Raw genomic sequence first — 15,905 nt, 5'->3', positions numbered from 1 at the left:
AGCGCGCAGCGAGCCGCGGGAGCCGGGACACCGGGGGCTTTCGAGTCGTTGACAACCACATCACAACTCGCCTGAGCCGTCCCAGCAGTCCTTCAGGTCGAATGGAAGAGATTCTTCAGCCCGACACCCGAACGCCGCCCTTCCAGACCGTCTCCACCAGGTTCACGCCGTACTGGTACGGGACGTGCCGGAACGAAGGGGCGTCCAGCACCACGAGATCACCGGGCGCGCCCTCGCGGAGCGTCCCGTGCCGGGCCGGCAGGTCCAGGGCCGCGGCCGCGTTCCGGGTGCTCGCCAGCAGCGCCTCGGCGGGGGTCATGCCCATGCCGACGCAGGCCAGCGACTGCGCGAAGCCCATGCTGTGGCTGTGGCAGTTCGGGTTGAAGTCGGTCGCGATGGCGACGGGCGCGTCGCGGTCGCGCATCATCCCGGCGTCGGCGTACGCCGCACCGAGGCCGAAGGCGGTGCCGGGGAGGAGGACGGGCACGACGCCGGCGTCGACGAGCGCGTCGACGTCCTCGGCGGTCGAGTGGAGCAGGTGGTCCGCGCTGGTCGCGCCGAGTTCGGCGGCGAGCTGCGTCCCGCCGATGTGGGCTAGCTCCTCGGCGTGGACCTTCGGCGTGAGCCCGTGCTCCATCCCGGCCTCGAGGACGCGCCGGGACTGGTCGACCGAGAAGACGCCCTCCTCGCAGAACACGTCGCAGAACTGGGCGATGCCCTGTTCTGCGACCGCCGGGAGCTGCTCGTCGCACACCTCGTCGACGTAGTCGTCGGTGTCCATCCCCTGCGGGACGGCGTGGGCGCCCATGAACGTCGGCACCACGTCGACCGGATGCTGCTCGTCGGCGCGACCGATGACCCGGAGCATCCGGAGCTCGGTGTCGGTGTCGAGCCCGTAGCCCGACTTCACCTCGACCGTCGTGGTGCCGTGTTCGAGCATCACGTCGAGGTGAGACAGCAGATTCGCGAGCAGGGTGTCCTCGTCGGCCTTTCTGACCGCCTCCACCGTCCGGAGGATGCCGCCGCCCTCGGCGAGGAGCTCCTGGTAGCTCTTCCCCCGGAGCTTGGCCTCGAACTCGTCGGAGCGGTCGCCCGCGAACAGCGCGTGGGTGTGCGGGTCGACGAACCCGGGGAGGACGGCCTGCCCGGCGGCGTCGTAGGTCTCGTCGGCCGCCGAAGGCGGGTGCGCGTCGGTCACGTCGTCGGTGTCGCCGACCGCGACGACCAGGCCGTCGTCGACCGCGACGGCCGCGTTGTGGATCGTCTCCATCGGTTCGTCCGTCCCGGGGCCGACCGCCAGCTCCCCGATGTCGTAGACGACGAGGTCGGTCACGCCGACCACCCCGTGAGGAAGTGGGCGACGGCGCGGGCCGCCGCGTCGACGGTCCGGCCGTCGTCGGCGTCCAGCGACGGCGCGGTCTCGACGAGCTCGAAGCCAGCCACGCGGTCGTCGCTGGCGACGAGTCTGAGGGCCCGGTACAGCTCCCGAGTCGTCAGGCCACCCGGGGTCGGCGCGCTCGCGCCCGGTGCCGCCGTCGCGTCGAGCACGTCGATGTCCACGGACACGTACACGTGCTCCACGTCGCCGAGGCCGTCGAGTGCTCGGTCCGCAGCGGCGACCGCATCTTCCCCGACTTCCTCCGCGGTCACGACCTCGCCGCCCTGCTCGCGCAGGTAATCGTGGTAGGCCGTCGAGGTCTCGAAGTGGCGGACCCCGACAGGTGCGTAGGCGTCAAGGCCCGCATCGAACAGCTGGCGGTACGGCGTGCCGCTGGTGGGGCCGTCGTCGGGGACCGCGCGGCAGTCGAGGTGCGCGTCGAAGTTCACGACGCCGACGGAGCCAGAATCTAGCAGCGTCCGGACGTTCGCGACGGTCAGGGAGTTGTCGCCACCGAGGAACACGGGCAGGGCATCGGCGTCGTGAACTGTGGCCGTCGTCTCCGCGACGGCGTCCTGCACGGCCTCGACCCCGCCCGCGGCGGGGACCGCCACGTCGCCGAGGTCGCCGATTCCCGTGACGGGGCCGGCGTCGAAGTGGTGGCTCTTGACGCCCGCCAGTGACTCGCGGATGGCGGCGGGACCGTCGGCAGCGCCCTTACGGCCGATAACTGCGCCGTCGTACGGCTCACCGACGAGGACGGCGTCGAACTCACCCGCCGAGGACAGGGTGGTCGCCTCGACGACGTGGCCGAACTGCTCGTCGTTCGGGTCCGACGAGGTGCCGGCCCAGTCGGGTGGGGCTGTGAAGGCCGTCATTCGTCGGCGTCCTCGCGGTCGCGCATCGGCACCCGCACGTTCGACTCGCGGGCCTCCGCCAGCGCCTCCTCGTAGCCCGCGTCGGCGTGCCGGATGACGCCCATGCCGGGGTCGGTGGTGAACACGCGCTCTGCGGTCTCCGCGGCCTGCTCGCTGCCGTCGAGGACGACGTGGTTGTTCGTGTGCAGCGAGTTGCCGATGCCGACGCCGCCGCCGTCGTGGACGCTCACGATGTCCGCACCGGCGGCAGTGTTCAGCAGCGCGTTCAGGATGGGCCAGTCTGCAACCGCGTCGGAGCCGTCGCGCATCGCCTCCGTCTCGCGGTTCGGGCTGGCGACCGAGCCCGCGTCGAGGTGGTCGCGGGTGACGACGACCGGAGCCTGTATCTCGCCGTCGGCGACGAGCTCGTTGATCCGGAGGGCGAAGCGGGCGCGCTCGGTGAGGCCGTCCTCGTCGTCTCCCGCCTGGTACCCCAGCCAGCAGACCCGGCTCGGGAGCCCCTGGAAGTGGACCTGCTCCTGTGCGAGCTCGATCCAGCGCCGGAGGTGGTCCTTCTCGGGGAACAGCTCGAGGATGGCCTCGTCGGTGCGGTGGATGTCCGCGGGGTCGCCGGAGAGCGCCGCCCACCGGAACGGCCCCTTGCCGCGGCAGAACAGCGGCCGGATGTAGGCGGGGACGAAGCCGGGGAAGTCGAACGCGTCCTCCCGACCGCGGTGGTCCTGCACCTGCCCGCGGATGTTGTTCCCGTACTCGAACGCGATGGCCCCCTCGTCCTGCATCCGGAGGATGCCGTCGACGTGGCGCTCCATCGTGTCCATGCTCTCCTCGACGTACCGTTCGGGGTCTCGGTCGCGGAGCTCGTCGGCCTCGTCCACGGTGTAGCCCGACGGGTAGTAGCCCTCCAGCTCGTCGTGTGCGCTGGTCTGGTCGGTCACCACGTCGGGGACCCAGCCGCGTTCCAGGAGTCCATCGAACATGTCCGCGGCGTTCATGTGCACGCCGATGGAGAACGGTTCCCCCGCTTCGGCGGCCGCCTCGGCGCGCTCGATGGCCTCGTCGAGGTCGTCCGTCTTCGCCATGCAGTAGCCCGTCTCGATGCGGCGGTCGATGCGCGCCTCGTCGACCTCGGCGGCGATGCAGACCCCGTGGTTCATCGTCACCGCGAGGGGCTGTGCGCCGCCCATCCCGCCGAGCCCGGCCGTGACGACGGTCTTCCCGCGCAGGCCGTCGTTCTCGGGGTAGTGCTGCTTCGCGAGTTCGGCCAGCGTCTCGTAGGTGCCCTGGATGATGCCCTGCGTGCCGATGTACGCCCACGAGCCCGCGGTCATCTGGCCGTACATGATGAGCCCCTTCGCCTCCAGCTCGTGGAAGTGCTCCCAGCTGTCCCAGCGCCCGACGATGTTCGAGTTCGCGATGAGCACCCGCGGCGACTCCTCGCGCGTCCGGAACACGCCGACGGGCTTGCCCGACTGCACGAGCAGCGTCTCGTCGTCCGCGAGCGCCCGGAGCTCGTCGAGGATGGCGTCGTAGGCGTCCCAGCTCCGGGCCGCGCGGCCGGTCCCGCCGTAGACCACCAGCTCCTCGGGCTTCTCGGCGACCTCCGGGTCGAGGTTGTTGTTCAGCATCCGCAGCGCGGCCTCCTGGCGCCAGCCCTCGCACTCGATGTCGGTGCCGGTCGGTGCGCCCTGGTACTCCCGCCACTGCGCGGACGGCTCTCCCACGTCGTGCCCGCCGTCCTTGCTCTCGTCCTGCTGTTGCATACCCATGGAGACGGCCGCCAGCCCGAAGGGAGAATGCCACGCTATGGGAGGTGTTTTTAAATATGCAGTGCGAATCGGTGTCCATGCACGAGGTCACCGCCCGGGTCGCCGACGACAGCCCTTACGCCGCCGCGACGGCCGGGACGGACGCCACCGTCGAGCTCTGGTGCAACGACCACCGCGACCTGCTCCACGTGCGCGGGCCGGCCGAGGGCGTGCGCGAGCACGTCGAGGCCGCCGTCGGCGTCTCGGACGCCGTGGCCCACGACGACGAACTGCTGCTGGTCACCGCCGACTGCCTGCGCGAGCACGACGACACCATCGAGCCGTACGTCGCCGCGAACGACTGCCTGCTCGCCCCACCGATACGGTACGAGCGCGGCGCGAAGGTCGTCCGCGTGCTCGCGCTCGACCCCGCGAACCTCACCGGCTTCTACCGCGACATCGCGGCCGACCACGACGTGACCGTCGAGGCGAAGCACGACCGTGCGCGGCCGTCCCGGCGCTCGCCGCTCGTGGACCTCGACGCCGTCCTCCCGGACCTCAGTCCCCGCCAGCGCGAGGCGCTCGTCACCGCGTTCGATGCCGGCTACTACGAGATCCCCCGCGAGGCGACGACCGCGGACCTCGGAGAGGCGCTCGGCGTGGACCGGCGCACCGCCGAGGAGCACCTGCGCCGGGCGGAGAACAAGCTGTTGGGTGCGCTCGCGCCGCGGCTGCGGTAGCTGACCCACCCCGACCTACCGTTTATCAACGAAGCCGGGGCCAGAGTGGGCGATGCGACGAACGCGCAGCCACCCCACGACGCTCGGAACGACGAACACACGCCGGACTGGAGGCACATGGGCCACCGCGCGCTCGTAGCCTACGGTCGCGCCGACGGGACGTACTCGCTGCACCACTCGCAGTGGGGCGCGCTGGGGTTCTCCCTCCTCGACGACCTCGGCCCGGAGAGTCCGTTCGGAGACGGGGCCGAGTGGGAGACGGCAGCGCACGAGGCCGTCGTCGCCGGCGAACGGCCCGAGGTTCCCGACGACCACGACGCACCGGTCGACCCCGTCTCCCGCGGTGTCATCGAATCGCTCGACGTACTCCCCGAGCGGTTCGACTTTCTGGAGTACGAGGCCGCGTTCGTCGTCTCCCGCACCGGCGACGTCTGCGCGCTCCAGCCCTGCTGGTTCGCCCGGGCGCTGGACGACGCCGAGCCCGTGGGCGACGGCGGGCTCGTCTCGCTCCGGCGTGGCCGGGACCCCGTCACCGACGCCGCCCGCGTCTCGGCGTGGTTCCGCGGCGTCGCCGACACGGTGCGCGTGCTCCATGAGTGCGGGACCGTGGACGAGCCGACCGCCCGCGAGCACCTCCTGACGCGGATGCGGGAGTGGGCCGCAGAGGGACGGACCGTGCTGTTGCCACCCTGACACGGCCGCCCCGACGCGTGCGGCTTTTGTACCGCCGGCGCCGACGTGTGGGCAGTGTCACGCCAGCGAACCGGAACCGGGGTCAGGACCGCCGTCGAGCCGACGCTCCCCGAGGCGGCCGCGGCGATGGCGGACGCACTGGAGCGTGGCGATCTGCTCACCGTCTTCGGGCGATGTGCGGTCGACTACGAGGGCCGGGCGTCGAGCACGCTCGGCCCCGGCGACCGCCACGTCACCGCGAAGCCCGACGGGACGGTCCTCGTCCACACCGACGAGGGCCAGCAGCCCGTGAACTGGCAGCCACCGGGCTGCTCGCAGCGCGTCGAACGCGGGGACGAGGCCACGGCCGCGGACGGCGAGGGAGCTACGCTCCGGCTGGTCAGCACGCGGGAGCACCCAGAGGAGGAGCTCGTCGTCACGTTCGAGTCGGTCCGGCAGGTCTCGGCGTTCGCCGTCGACGACGGCGAGTCGCTCTCGCTCACCGGCACCGAGGAGGACCTCCGCCAGCACGTCCTCGACGCGCCCGACCTGGTCGAGCCGGGGTTCCAGCCGCTCGTCACCGAACGCCAGACGGCCGCCGGCGCGGTCGACATCTTCGGGGAGGACGCCGACGGGAACGTCGTCGTCGTCGAGCTCAAGCGCAAGCGCGTCGGGCCGGACGCCGTCGGCCAGCTGACCCGCTACGTCGACGCGCTGGAGCGGGACCTCCACGCCGACGCGACGGTTCGGGGGGTCCTCGTCGCACCCTCGATCACCGACCGGGCACGACGGATGCTGGCCGACCGGGGACTGGAGTTCTCGGCCGTCGAGCCGCCGTCTGCGGAGTGAAATCGCGACCGGGGGCCGACGCCTTCGCCGCGACGGGGAGACTTTTCACCCTCCCGGCCGGACTCCGGCGCATGGAGACAGTCGACATCGACGACGTCGAACCGGCGTTCATGGACGGCTCGGACCTCGACCGTCGCGGGCTCTCCGAGCACCTCGGCACGGAGGACCTCGCCATCAACTACTACGCCATCGAGCCGGGCGAGGCGCTCTCCGGCGGGATGCACGCCCACTTCGACCAGGAGGAGGTGTTCTACGTGGTCGAGGGCGAGGTGACGTTCGAGACGCCCGACGACGAGTTCGCAGTCGGCGCGCACGAGGCCGTCCGGTTCGCGCCGGGCGAGTTCCAGACCAGCGTGAACGACGGCGACGAAACGGCGGTCGTCATCGCGCTCGGGGCGCCGAAGCCGAGCGAGGACGTCCGCGTGCCGATGGCGTGCCGCGAGTGCGGTGACTCAGAGACGCTGCAGTTCCTGATGGACAAGGAGGGCGGCGAGCACCGGCTCCGCTGTCCGGAGTGTGGCAACGAGTTCGACGCCCCGGTCTAAGCCGCCGAACTACTCGATCTTCCGCTGGAGTTCGTCGAGGAGCCGTAGCGCCTCCATCGGCGTGGTATCTGCGACGTTGATCTCGCGGAGGCGGGCGGCGACAGGCGCGGCGTCGGCTGCGACCGCTTCGTCGGAATCGATGCCGTCGGAATCGTCTGCGGCGGCCGCCTGCTCCGTGGTTAGCTCGTCGTCACCGCCGTTCGGTGCCGTCTCGGCGGTCGTCCGCGCGAGCAGTTCGCGCGAGCGGTCAAGTACCGACGCCGGGACCCCGGCCGCCCGGGCCACCTCGACGCCGTAGGACGCCGTCGCGGGCCCCCGCCCGACCTCGTGGTTGAACCGGACCTCGTCGTCGGTCTCGGTCGCGGCGAAGTGGAGGTTGAACGCGCCGTCCAGCTCGCGGGCTGTCCCGGTCAGCTCGTGGTGGTGCGTCGCGAAGATCGTCGTCGCCCGGAGCTCGTCGTGGACGTACTCGGTGACCGCTCGGGCGATGGCGAGTCCGTCCGCCGTTGAGGTTCCCCGGCCGACCTCGTCGAGCAGCACGAGCGAGTCCTCGGTGGCCTCGCGCAGGATGTCCGCGAGCTCGGTCATCTCGACCATGAAGGTGGACTGGCCGCCAGCGATGTCGTCGCTCGCGCCGACCCTGGTGAACACCCGGTCGAGGATGCGGAGGTCGGCGGCGGCCGCGGGCACGAAACTGCCCGCCTGCGCCATCACGCAGATGAGCGCGACCTGCCGCATGTACGTCGACTTGCCGCTCATGTTCGGCCCGGTGACGACGGCGAGGAACTCGTCGCGGTCGAAGCTCGCGTCGTTTGGCACGAACGACTCCTGCGTGCGCTCGACGACGGGGTGGCGGCCGGCCTCGATGTCGATCCCCGCCTCGGAGAACGTGGGGCGGCTGTAGTCGTACTGGGCGGCCGCCGTGGCGAAGGCGACGAAGGTATCGAGCGCCGCGACTCGGTCGGCGAGCCGCTGTACGCGTTCGGTCTCGGCGGCGACCGTCTCACGAACCTCGCGGAACAGCTCGTACTCCAGGTCGTCCGCGCGCTGTTCCGCCCGGAAGATCTCGTCCTCGCGCTCCTTCAGCTCGGGCGTGTAGAACCGCTCGGAGTTCTTCAGCGTCTGCCGGCGCTGGTAGTCCTCGGGCACCGAGTCGAGGTTCGGGTTCGTGACCTCGATGTAGTAGCCGTGGACCTGGTTGTGGCCGACCTTCAGCGAGTCGATGCCGGTGCGCTCGCGCTCCCCCGCCTGGAGGTCGTCGATCCACTGCTTGCCCGACCGCTCGGTCTCGCGGAGGTCGTCCAGGCGCTCGTCGTAGCCCTCCCGGATCACGCCACCCTCGGTCACCTCGATGGGTGGTTCCTCGCGGATGGCCCGGCCGATCAGGTCGCGGACGTCCTCCAGCTCGTCGAGCCCGTCGCGGAGGCCGACGAGGCGGTCGCAGGTGGCGTCGCCGAGAGCCACCTTGAGCTCCGGAATCACGTCGAGGGTGTCCTTCAGCGAGCGCAGGTCGCGGGCGTTCGCACGGCCGCGGGAGACGCGGGCGATGAGCCGCTCGACGTCGTACACGTCCCGCAGGAGCTCGTGCAGCTGCTCCCGCGTCGTGGGGTCCCGTGCCAGCTCGCCGACGGCGTCGTGGCGGCCGGCGATTCGGTCCTCGTCGACGAGGGGGCGCCGGAGCCAGTCGGTGAGCCGGCGGCGACCCATCGCACAGGCTGTCTCGTCGAGCACGTCCGCGAGCGTCGCGCCCGCCACCCCACGCACGGCGCGGCGCTCGAACAGCTCGAGGCTGGCGAGCGCCGTCGGGTCGAGCACCATGTACTCGCGGGGGTCGTACCGGGTGAGGTGGTTCAGGTAGTCGAGGTGGCCGTCCTCCGGGTCCGTCGTGTCCTCGGAGTCGTCGGTCGCCGGTTCACCGGCACCGCCGCGGGCGTACTCCGCGTAGGCGAGCAGTGCGCCGCAGGCCCGGACCTCGGCCTCGCCCGCGAGCAGGCTGTCGGGGTCGCCGAAGTACTCCCGGACCGTCTCGGCCGCCGAGTCGAGGTCGAACGCGGTCCGGTCGAACGGCGAGACCATGCAGTCCGTCGGGAACGCGTCGGTGCCGACCTCCGGGCCGACGATGGCCTCGGCGGGGTCGAACCGCCCGATCTCGTCCGCGACCGCGGCGGGCGAAGACGGTGCGGTCGCGTAGAAGTCGCCCGTCGAGACGTCGAGCACCGCGAAGCCGTACTCGCCGGTGGTCGCCGGGTCGTCGTCGGGGTCCGCGCTCCGGGTGAGGCAGGCCACGAAGTTGTTGTCCGCCGAGGCGAGCAGCTCGTCCTCGGTGAGCGTGCCGGGCGTGACGACGCGGGTCACCGCCCGGTCGACGACGCCCGTCGTGTCCTCGGGCACCTGCACCTGGTCGGCGACCGCGACCCGGTAGCCGGCCTCCAGCAGCGACTCGATGTACGTCTCGGCGTTGTCGATGGGGACGCCGGCCATCGGGTAGCGGCCCGTCGAGTCCTCGCGCTTGGTCAGCGTCACCTCGCAGATACGGCTGGTGACCTCGGCGGCCTCGCAGAACGTCTCGTAGAAGTCGCCGACCTGGAACAGCACGAGGGCGTCGTCGTAGCGCCCGGTCAGCTCGAAGTACTGCCGCATCATCGGCGTCAGCTCGTCGGCCTGCTCGGCCATCTTCGCCGGCGGTCCGAGCGCTCCGTCCATGGGTGCGGCTCAGGTGGCCGACCCACAAGAGCGACCCGGTCTCGCCCGGCGAATCGGGTCCGACTACGACCTCAGATTGTCGACGGGCGGTCGTGGAACTCGAGGTCCACCCGCCGGCGCTCCCCCTCGAGGTCGGCGACGGCGCGCTCGAACACCTCTCGGGCCTCGCGCGCGGCGAGGGGTTTGATCCGTCGGAGCACCCAGTCCGTCGAGACCAGCGGCGGGAGTCGGAGCCGACCCAGGCGGGAGCGTCGTCGGTCGAACTCGATGCGGAGCCGGATGCGGGTCGCGGGTCGGTCGTCGTCGACCCGGTTCCCGCCACCGTCGGCCGCCGCGGTCGAGCCGTCCGGCTGCGCCTCGACCGACTCGAGCGCCCAGTACCCCCTCGCGTGCACGTCGTCCGGGATGCGCCAGTCGATGCGGTCCGGTCGGTCGAGCACCGTCACCGCCGGCGTGAGCGTGTAGGTGAGCTGCCACCACCGGAGCGTGACGTCGAACCGGGTGCCGACGGAGCCGTCGCCGCGTCTGGTGACGTCGGCGACGTACTCGGAGTAGCGCTCGTGGTTGGTGAAGTCCAGCAGGAACTCGAACGCCTCCTCGCGGGGCACGTACACCACGGTCGAGAGCTCGACGGCGTCCACGCCCGGACTGGGGACCGGACCGAAAAATAGCTGTCTCCGCTGGCGCTCGTCAGCCGCCCTTGACGAAGGTGGTGATGCCGAGCTCCTCCAGTATCAGCCAGACGACGAACAGCGCGTACAGTCCGAGGAGGAACCAGGCCTCCTTCCCCGAGACGTTCATGTCGGTCCGCATCAGGGTGAACAGCACCACCGTCGCGAACACGAGGAACGCCATCATCGGCGCCGCCCGCGAGAAGTTGATCTCGACGGCGCCGCCGACGACGACCCCGAGCGGGACCGCGACGAGCAGGTCGAAGATGTTGCTCCCGAAGACGTTCGCGAGGCTGGTCGAGTCGCGTCCGCTGCGGGCTGCCTGGACGCTGACGACGGTGTCCGGGAGGCTCGTCCCGGCCGCGATGACGGTCAGCCCCCAGACGAACGACGGCGTGCCGAGCGCGTCGCCGAGCTCGATGGCGCTGACGACGAGCATCTCGACACCGACGAGGATGACCGCCAGCCCGGCGAGCAGTTCGAGCCAACGCCGACCGATGTTGGGGGAGCGCTTGTGGTGGCTGGCGTCGTACTCGTTGGTGTCCTGATACTGGTTGAAGATGTAGAGCCCGTACAGCGCGAGCGGGATGAGCGCGAGCAGCGGGGTCATGTTCCCTCTGAGTGCCGTGGTGGTCTCGGTCGGGTAGTAGATGACCGCGAACGCGAACGCGAGGAACAGCGTCGCCACCGAGAGCATGTAGAACTGCGCCTCCTTGTAGACCAGGTCGCGGTCCGCGGTGAGGCCGACCTCGCCGCTCAGCCCGGCGGCGGCGGGGATGATGAGGATGTTGAACACCGCCGAGCCGACGATGGCGGCGACACCGAGCTCGAACTCGCCGTGGACGAGCACCGAGAGCAGCACGCTCGACAGCTCGGGAAAGCTGGACCCGATGGCGGCGACGATGGCGCCCTGCACGACCGGTGGCAGGCCGTAGTGGACGCCGATGCGCTCGCTGGCCCGCTCTAACCAGGTGCTACCGACCCATGTCACGCCGGTCCCCACCGCGGCGAGTCCGAGGAACAACAGGACGTCTAGCATCCGGTTAGGGCACCACCGTCACGGGGTACTGCTGTGTGTCGAGGATCGTCTCGGCCGCGCTGCCGAGGACGTACTCGTCGAGCCCGGTCCGGCCGTGCGTGCCCATCACGATGTGGTCCACGTCGCGCTCTGTGGCGATCTCGAGTATCTGGCCACCGATCTTCGAGGCGTAGTGGAGCCGTGATTCGTCCTCGAGCTCCGGGACGGCCTCGATGGTCGCCGCGACGCCGACCTCCTCGCATCGCGCTCGCGCTCGTTCGAGCAGCTGTTCGGTCGCCGTCGCATCTGGATCCCCGATGTGGACCACGTCGAGCTCCCCGTCGAACCGGTCCGCGAGGTCGACCCCGAACGAGAGGGCGCGGACGCTCGGGTCCGAGCCGTCGATTGGGACGAGTACGTGCATATCCGAGGCAGTGTCGGGGTCCGGGTTAACTGTTGGGTGTCGGGCCGAGCGACGATGGCGGACCCCCGAGAGTCGCCGACGTAAATAACCGTAAGCTATCGTTATCCGGCGAGAACGCTCGGTAACGGCCCGTTGTCGACCATCCCGAGACCCCGGGTGAGTATATAAATGTGTTGGCCATACAGGGCGTAGAGCTATTATGGTTGGTACCCTTCGTCGCACCGGGGGAGAAGAGAGGTGTCAATACGCACGCCATCGATTAGTCGTACCGAACGCGCTGTGAACACGACAGCGCTCGAAGAGGGGGAGATACATTCCGTACTCAGCAACGAGCGGCGCCGTCTCGTACTCAAGGATCTCCGTCGGAACGGGGGGCGTTCGACGCTCCGCGAACTCTCGGAGTCCATCGCGACGGAGGAGACCGGGGAGTCACCGCCGCCGCGGAACATCAGGGACAGCGTCTACGCCTCCCTGCACCAGACCCACCTGCCGAAGCTCGACGGGCTCGGGATCGTGGAGTACGACTCGAACACGAAGTCGGTGTCGCTCACCGACCTCGCGGACGAGCTCGTACCCTACACCACGGTGATGAGCAACACGGGACTGCCGTGGTACCAGCACTACCTGCTGCTCGGCCTCGCGGCGATGGCGACCGTCATCGCCGCCGACCTCGGCGTCCCACTGCTCGCCGACGTCGGGCCGATCGGAGTCGCACTCGTGTTCTCCATCGCCATGATCGTCTCGCTCCTGGTCCAGCTTTACACCGGGACGAGACCACTGAAGCGGCTCGGCGGGCGGGTCCGGAGCGGCCGGACGAACTGACCACGGGAGTCCGGGGGGACTCCATCGTCGGTTCTCTCCGAGCGAGAGCCGGATATGCTGTGATTACCGCTACGGGCAGAACCGTCTTTATCGTTCGATACGTTCTCTCGGACGACTGATGAGTGCGATCCGAACCGAGAACCTCCGGAAGACCTACGGTGACGTCACCGCACTCGCCGACCTCACGCTCGACATCGAGGCCGGCGAGCTGTTCGGGGCGCTCGGACCGAACGGCGCGGGAAAGACGACGACGATCGGCATCCTGACCGGCCAGCTGCAGCCCGACTCGGGCACGGCGTCCGTGCTCGGGCACGACCCGGTCGCCGACCCGGTCGAGGTCCGCCGCCACGTCGGCATCCTCCCCGAGCAGGAGTCGCCGCCGAGCTTCATGACCCCACGTGAGTACTTCGACTTCGTCGCGACGGTCCGTGACGTCCCGTCTGACGTGCTCGACGAGCGGGTCGAGCAGTGGGCAGAGCGGCTCTCGTTCACCGAGAAGCTCGACACCCTCAGCACCGACCTCTCGCGGGGGCAACAGCAGAAGGTGATGATCACGCAGGCGTTCCTCCACGAGCCCGAGGTCGTGTTCATCGACGAGCCGCTGGCCAACCTCGACCCCATCGTCCAGGAGCGCGTGAAGCGGTACCTCCAGGACTACCGCGAGCGGGGCAACACGCTGTTCATCTCGACGCACCACATCGAGGTCGCCGAGGAGATCTGCACGCGCGTCGGCATCATCTACGAGGGCCGGCTCATCGCCGACCGTCGTCCCGACCAGCTCGACGCCGACGAGTCGCTGCTCGACACGTTCGTCGCCAACGTCGGGACCGACGAGGAGTGGACCGAACCGGCGGCGGCCGCGGGCGATGACTAGCCTGAACCGCCGGCTGTTCGTGGAGATGCTCCGCGAGGAGTGGCGGCTCCACAGCGAGCTGTTCGGCGGGAGCCGGTTCGCCGGCTTCCCCGTCTTCGTCGCGCTACTGACCTCCGGTGCGGTGTACCTGCTGACGACGACCGGCACCGACATCGCGGCCGTCGTGGCGGGCGTCCACGGCCTCGCGCTCTTCTTCGGCCTGCGGACCGGGTCGACAGGGTTCGTCGGCCAGGATGCCATGCGCGACGTGCTCGGGGACGTGACGATGCTGGTGTTCAGCGCGCGAACCCTGCCGGTCTCCCAACGGCGGCTCCTCGGCGTCTTCCTGCTGAAGGACGCCGTCTACTACGCCGTCCTCTTCCTGCTCCCCATCGCGGTCGGCTTCACGCCCGCCGTCGTCTCCGGCGACCTCACCGCGCTGGCGATTCCGACGGCGTGGGCGACCACGACCGCGACCTTCCTGCTGGGCGTGACCATCACGTTCGCGGCCATCGGACTGTCGACGCGCGGCGCGTCGGGCCGCCTGCTCCTGCTCGGTCTCGCGGCAAGTGCCGGACTGGCCTACGCCGCAGGCGTCGACCTCGTGCGGTTCACGCCGTACGGGCTGTTCGACGGCGCGACCGCGCTCCAGGCCGTCGTCGCGCTCGCGCCCATCCCGCTGCTCGCCGCGGTCGGCATCGGCGTCTACGACACCAGCTACGAGAAGGCCGCCCGGACCGCCGGCCGAACGTTCCCGCGCTGGCAGGCCCGACTGCCGTTCGACGCCGACGGCCTCACCGTGAAGACGCTGCTGGACGTACAGCGTTCGAGCGGTGGCGTCACGAAGGTGCTGTTCTCCGGCGGTATCCTCTTCGCGGTGAGCTGGCTGCTCATCGACCTCGCCGAGACCATCACCGGGCTCGAACCCTCGACCGGCATCTCCTTCGGGGCCATCCTCGCGCTCTCGGCCTTCACCACCTACAACTGGATCACGATGTACGACGACGTGGCCGGCTACCAGATCTACCCCGTGTCGGTCGCGGACGTGGTCCGGGCGAAGTTCCGCGCGTTCCTCGTGCTCGGCATCCCGACCTGCGTCGGCTACTTCCTGCTCGCGGTCCTCTGGCAGGGCGCACGGCTCCCGGAGGCGGTCGTCGGGCTCGTGCTCCTCGTCGGCCTCGCGCTCTACCTGTTCGGGGTGACCGTCGCGCTGGCGGGCTTCGAGCCGAACGAGTTCCTGTTCGACACGGTGCTGTTCGCCGGCTTCGGCCTCGCGCTCGCCGTCGTGCTCGTCCCCATCCTCATCGTCGGGCTCGTGCTCGCGCCCGTCACCACCGAACTGCTGGCCGCTCTCGGCGTCGGCGGTGTCTTCGTCGGCGGCATCGGCATCGCGCTCTACCGGCGGTCGGTTCCGAAGTGGGAGCGACACTACCGGCGCTGATCGACGACGCCACAGACCGGTTACGTCGGCGTCACCTGCGTCGTTTGGAAGCAGGTATATCTGGCGTCGTGGAGTACTACCCTCCCATGGACGACAGCCAGATTCCGGTCACCGCCGACCCGCCGGAGAGCCCGTTCCGCACCACCGGGACCGACCACATGACCATCATCGGCAGCAACGAGGAGGACACGGTCGCGTTCTACCGCGACCTGCTCGGGATGCCGCTCGTCCTCCGCCAGCCGAACCTCGACGACCCGTCCCAGACGCACCTGTTCTTCGACACGGGTGACGGCCGCATCCTCACCTTCTTCGTGAGCGACGACCGGCCGTCGAACGCCGGCCCGCAGCGCACCGGCGTCGGCGGCGTCCACCACCTCGCGTTCAGCGTCGAGCCCGACCGGTTCCAGGAGATGGTGGACGCCATCGAGGCAGACGGACGCGGCTACAACATCTTCGACCGGGGCATCTTCCACTCGCTGTACACCACCGACAACAACGGCCTCGTCATCGAGCTCGCCGCGGACAAGTACGAGATCCCGGACGAGCGGCGCGGCGAGGTGCTCGCGACGACACAGCGCATCCGCGAGGAAGACGGCGCGGAGTACGCACAGGACGAGCACATGGAGGCCGCGCTCGAGGAGCTCGGCATCGAGGTCGAGAAGCACGACCTACCCGACGCCGAGAGCGGGGTCGGCGGTGTCTCGTGACCAATCCGTGCAAATAACCCCCCAAAGATAAGCCACCCACGGGAGTAGCGGGGGGTATGTACGAGGTACTGTTGGCACTCGATACGGCCGAAGAGCGCGCACGATCTCAGGCAGAGGCAGTCGTCGACCTTCCGGACGCGCCGGACTCGGTCCACGTCACCGTCTTCCACGTCTTCAGGGACAACCCCGAGGGTGCGTCCGTGACCCAGCTCGCGACGGTCCACGCGGTCCGTGACGTGCTCGACGAGGCCGGGATCGACTACTCGCTCTCGGAGTCCAGTGGGGACCCCGCACCGGAGATACTCGACGAGGCGAGCGACAGGGACGTGGACTGCATCTGCGTGAGCGGCCGACGTCGGTCGCCTGCCGGGAAGGCACTGTTCGGCTCGACGACCCAGGGCGTCATCCTCGACGCGGACCGTCCGGTGCTCGTCGCACCGCCGCAGGACAAGTAACGCG

At 69.9% G+C, this 15,905-nt stretch carries 16 protein-coding genes; 9 read left to right on the top strand and 7 right to left on the bottom strand.

From position 1 onward, the window contains the following. Positions 1-115: 115 nt before the first annotated feature. From hutI to hutU, 3 genes are read right to left on the bottom strand one after another with little or no spacing between them, the layout of a single operon-like run. On the bottom strand, positions 116-1,270 hold the full coding sequence (gene hutI, locus ACSG06_RS07330) for an imidazolonepropionase (RefSeq protein WP_440990298.1): 1,155 nt from the start codon (positions 1,268-1,270) through the stop codon (positions 116-118). A gap of 59 nt (positions 1,271-1,329) precedes the next feature. Further along, a complete protein-coding gene (gene hutG / locus ACSG06_RS07325) occupies positions 1,330-2,256 on the bottom strand; it encodes a formimidoylglutamase (protein ID WP_440989609.1) in 927 nt (308 codons plus the stop codon). Beyond that, positions 2,253-4,016 (bottom strand): urocanate hydratase, encoded by a 1,764-nt coding sequence (gene hutU / locus ACSG06_RS07320; protein ID WP_440989608.1) that lies wholly within the window; start codon positions 4,014-4,016, stop codon positions 2,253-2,255. Before hutU ends, hutG begins: the two co-directional genes overlap by 4 nt. An 83-nt stretch (positions 4,017-4,099) precedes the next feature. Here hutU and ACSG06_RS07315 point away from each other — a divergent pair, with 83 nt between their 5' ends. From ACSG06_RS07315 to ACSG06_RS07300, 4 genes are all read left to right on the top strand, one after another. Further along, entirely contained in the window at positions 4,100-4,741 is a 642-nt protein-coding gene (locus ACSG06_RS07315; protein WP_440989607.1) for a helix-turn-helix domain-containing protein, read from the top strand. A 117-nt stretch (positions 4,742-4,858) separates the two neighbouring features. After that, positions 4,859-5,434 carry a DUF6735 family protein gene (locus ACSG06_RS07310; RefSeq protein ID WP_440989606.1) on the top strand — a complete coding sequence of 192 codons (576 nt, stop codon included), beginning with the start codon at positions 4,859-4,861 and terminating at the stop codon, positions 5,432-5,434. 54 nt (positions 5,435-5,488) lie between these two features. Further along, positions 5,489-6,262 (top strand): endonuclease NucS, encoded by a 774-nt coding sequence (gene nucS / locus ACSG06_RS07305; RefSeq protein ID WP_440989605.1) that lies wholly within the window; start codon positions 5,489-5,491, stop codon positions 6,260-6,262. A gap of 71 nt (positions 6,263-6,333) precedes the next feature. Next, positions 6,334-6,807 (top strand): cupin domain-containing protein, encoded by a 474-nt coding sequence (locus ACSG06_RS07300; RefSeq protein ID WP_440989604.1) that lies wholly within the window; start codon positions 6,334-6,336, stop codon positions 6,805-6,807. Between the two features lie 9 nt (positions 6,808-6,816). Here ACSG06_RS07300 and mutS read toward each other — a convergent pair whose 3' ends face one another. The 4 genes from mutS to ACSG06_RS07280 all read right to left on the bottom strand — a co-directional run bounded on the left by mutS (position 6,817) and on the right by ACSG06_RS07280 (position 11,623). Continuing rightward, positions 6,817-9,510, bottom strand: a complete 2,694-nt coding sequence (gene mutS / locus ACSG06_RS07295; RefSeq protein WP_440989603.1) for a DNA mismatch repair protein MutS — start codon at positions 9,508-9,510, stop codon at positions 6,817-6,819. 71 nt (positions 9,511-9,581) lie between these two features. Continuing rightward, on the bottom strand, positions 9,582-10,151 hold the full coding sequence (locus ACSG06_RS07290) for an SRPBCC family protein (protein ID WP_440989602.1): 570 nt from the start codon (positions 10,149-10,151) through the stop codon (positions 9,582-9,584). 49 nt (positions 10,152-10,200) lie between these two features. Then, positions 10,201-11,220 (bottom strand): sodium:calcium antiporter, encoded by a 1,020-nt coding sequence (locus ACSG06_RS07285; RefSeq protein ID WP_440989601.1) that lies wholly within the window; start codon positions 11,218-11,220, stop codon positions 10,201-10,203. Between the two features lie 4 nt (positions 11,221-11,224). Further along, a complete protein-coding gene (locus tag ACSG06_RS07280; RefSeq protein ID WP_440989600.1) occupies positions 11,225-11,623 on the bottom strand; it encodes a universal stress protein in 399 nt (132 codons plus the stop codon). Between the two features lie 279 nt (positions 11,624-11,902). Here ACSG06_RS07280 and ACSG06_RS07275 point away from each other — a divergent pair, with 279 nt between their 5' ends. The 5 genes from ACSG06_RS07275 to ACSG06_RS07255 all read left to right on the top strand — a co-directional run bounded on the left by ACSG06_RS07275 (position 11,903) and on the right by ACSG06_RS07255 (position 15,901). Next, complete coding sequence (locus tag ACSG06_RS07275) at positions 11,903-12,445, top strand: DUF7344 domain-containing protein (RefSeq protein ID WP_440989599.1); 543 nt, start codon at positions 11,903-11,905, stop codon at positions 12,443-12,445. A 118-nt stretch (positions 12,446-12,563) separates the two neighbouring features. Next, positions 12,564-13,319, top strand: coding sequence for an ABC transporter ATP-binding protein (locus tag ACSG06_RS07270; RefSeq protein ID WP_440989598.1), 756 nt, complete (start codon positions 12,564-12,566; stop codon positions 13,317-13,319). Continuing rightward, positions 13,312-14,739 (top strand): hypothetical protein, encoded by a 1,428-nt coding sequence (locus tag ACSG06_RS07265; protein WP_440989597.1) that lies wholly within the window; start codon positions 13,312-13,314, stop codon positions 14,737-14,739. The genes ACSG06_RS07270 and ACSG06_RS07265 overlap by 8 nt, the downstream gene beginning before the upstream one ends. A gap of 86 nt (positions 14,740-14,825) precedes the next feature. Continuing rightward, positions 14,826-15,446 (top strand): VOC family protein, encoded by a 621-nt coding sequence (locus ACSG06_RS07260; RefSeq protein ID WP_440989596.1) that lies wholly within the window; start codon positions 14,826-14,828, stop codon positions 15,444-15,446. Between the two features lie 56 nt (positions 15,447-15,502). Further along, positions 15,503-15,901: a universal stress protein gene (locus ACSG06_RS07255; protein ID WP_440989595.1), complete on the top strand. Its 399-nt coding sequence runs from the start codon at positions 15,503-15,505 to the stop codon at positions 15,899-15,901. Positions 15,902-15,905 lie beyond the last annotated feature (4 nt).

Origin of the sequence: Haloarchaeobius baliensis, assembly GCF_052060055.1 — an archaeon.
GTDB lineage: Archaea > Halobacteriota > Halobacteria > Halobacteriales > Natrialbaceae > Haloarchaeobius > Haloarchaeobius baliensis.
This window is presented reverse-complemented; position numbering and strand designations above follow the sequence as displayed.

Excerpts from the sequence above, each read along its gene's own strand:
- ACSG06_RS07285 (WP_440989601.1), bottom strand. The coding sequence starts at position 11,220 with ATGCTAGACGTCCTGTTGTTCCTCGGACTCGCCGCGGTGGGGACCGGC.
- ACSG06_RS07255 (WP_440989595.1), top strand. The coding sequence starts at position 15,503 with ATGTACGAGGTACTGTTGGCACTCGATACGGCCGAAGAGCGCGCACGA.
- ACSG06_RS07260 (WP_440989596.1), top strand. The coding sequence starts at position 14,826 with ATGGACGACAGCCAGATTCCGGTCACCGCCGACCCGCCGGAGAGCCCG.
- ACSG06_RS07310 (WP_440989606.1), top strand. The coding sequence starts at position 4,859 with ATGGGCCACCGCGCGCTCGTAGCCTACGGTCGCGCCGACGGGACGTAC.
- ACSG06_RS07270 (WP_440989598.1), top strand. The coding sequence starts at position 12,564 with ATGAGTGCGATCCGAACCGAGAACCTCCGGAAGACCTACGGTGACGTC.
- hutI (WP_440990298.1), bottom strand. The coding sequence starts at position 1,270 with ATGGAGACGATCCACAACGCGGCCGTCGCGGTCGACGACGGCCTGGTC.
- ACSG06_RS07280 (WP_440989600.1), bottom strand. The coding sequence starts at position 11,623 with ATGCACGTACTCGTCCCAATCGACGGCTCGGACCCGAGCGTCCGCGCC.
- hutG (WP_440989609.1), bottom strand. The coding sequence starts at position 2,256 with ATGACGGCCTTCACAGCCCCACCCGACTGGGCCGGCACCTCGTCGGAC.
- ACSG06_RS07265 (WP_440989597.1), top strand. The coding sequence starts at position 13,312 with ATGACTAGCCTGAACCGCCGGCTGTTCGTGGAGATGCTCCGCGAGGAG.
- ACSG06_RS07300 (WP_440989604.1), top strand. The coding sequence starts at position 6,334 with ATGGAGACAGTCGACATCGACGACGTCGAACCGGCGTTCATGGACGGC.
- ACSG06_RS07315 (WP_440989607.1), top strand. The coding sequence starts at position 4,100 with ATGCACGAGGTCACCGCCCGGGTCGCCGACGACAGCCCTTACGCCGCC.
- mutS (WP_440989603.1), bottom strand. The coding sequence starts at position 9,510 with ATGGACGGAGCGCTCGGACCGCCGGCGAAGATGGCCGAGCAGGCCGAC.
- hutU (WP_440989608.1), bottom strand. The coding sequence starts at position 4,016 with ATGCAACAGCAGGACGAGAGCAAGGACGGCGGGCACGACGTGGGAGAG.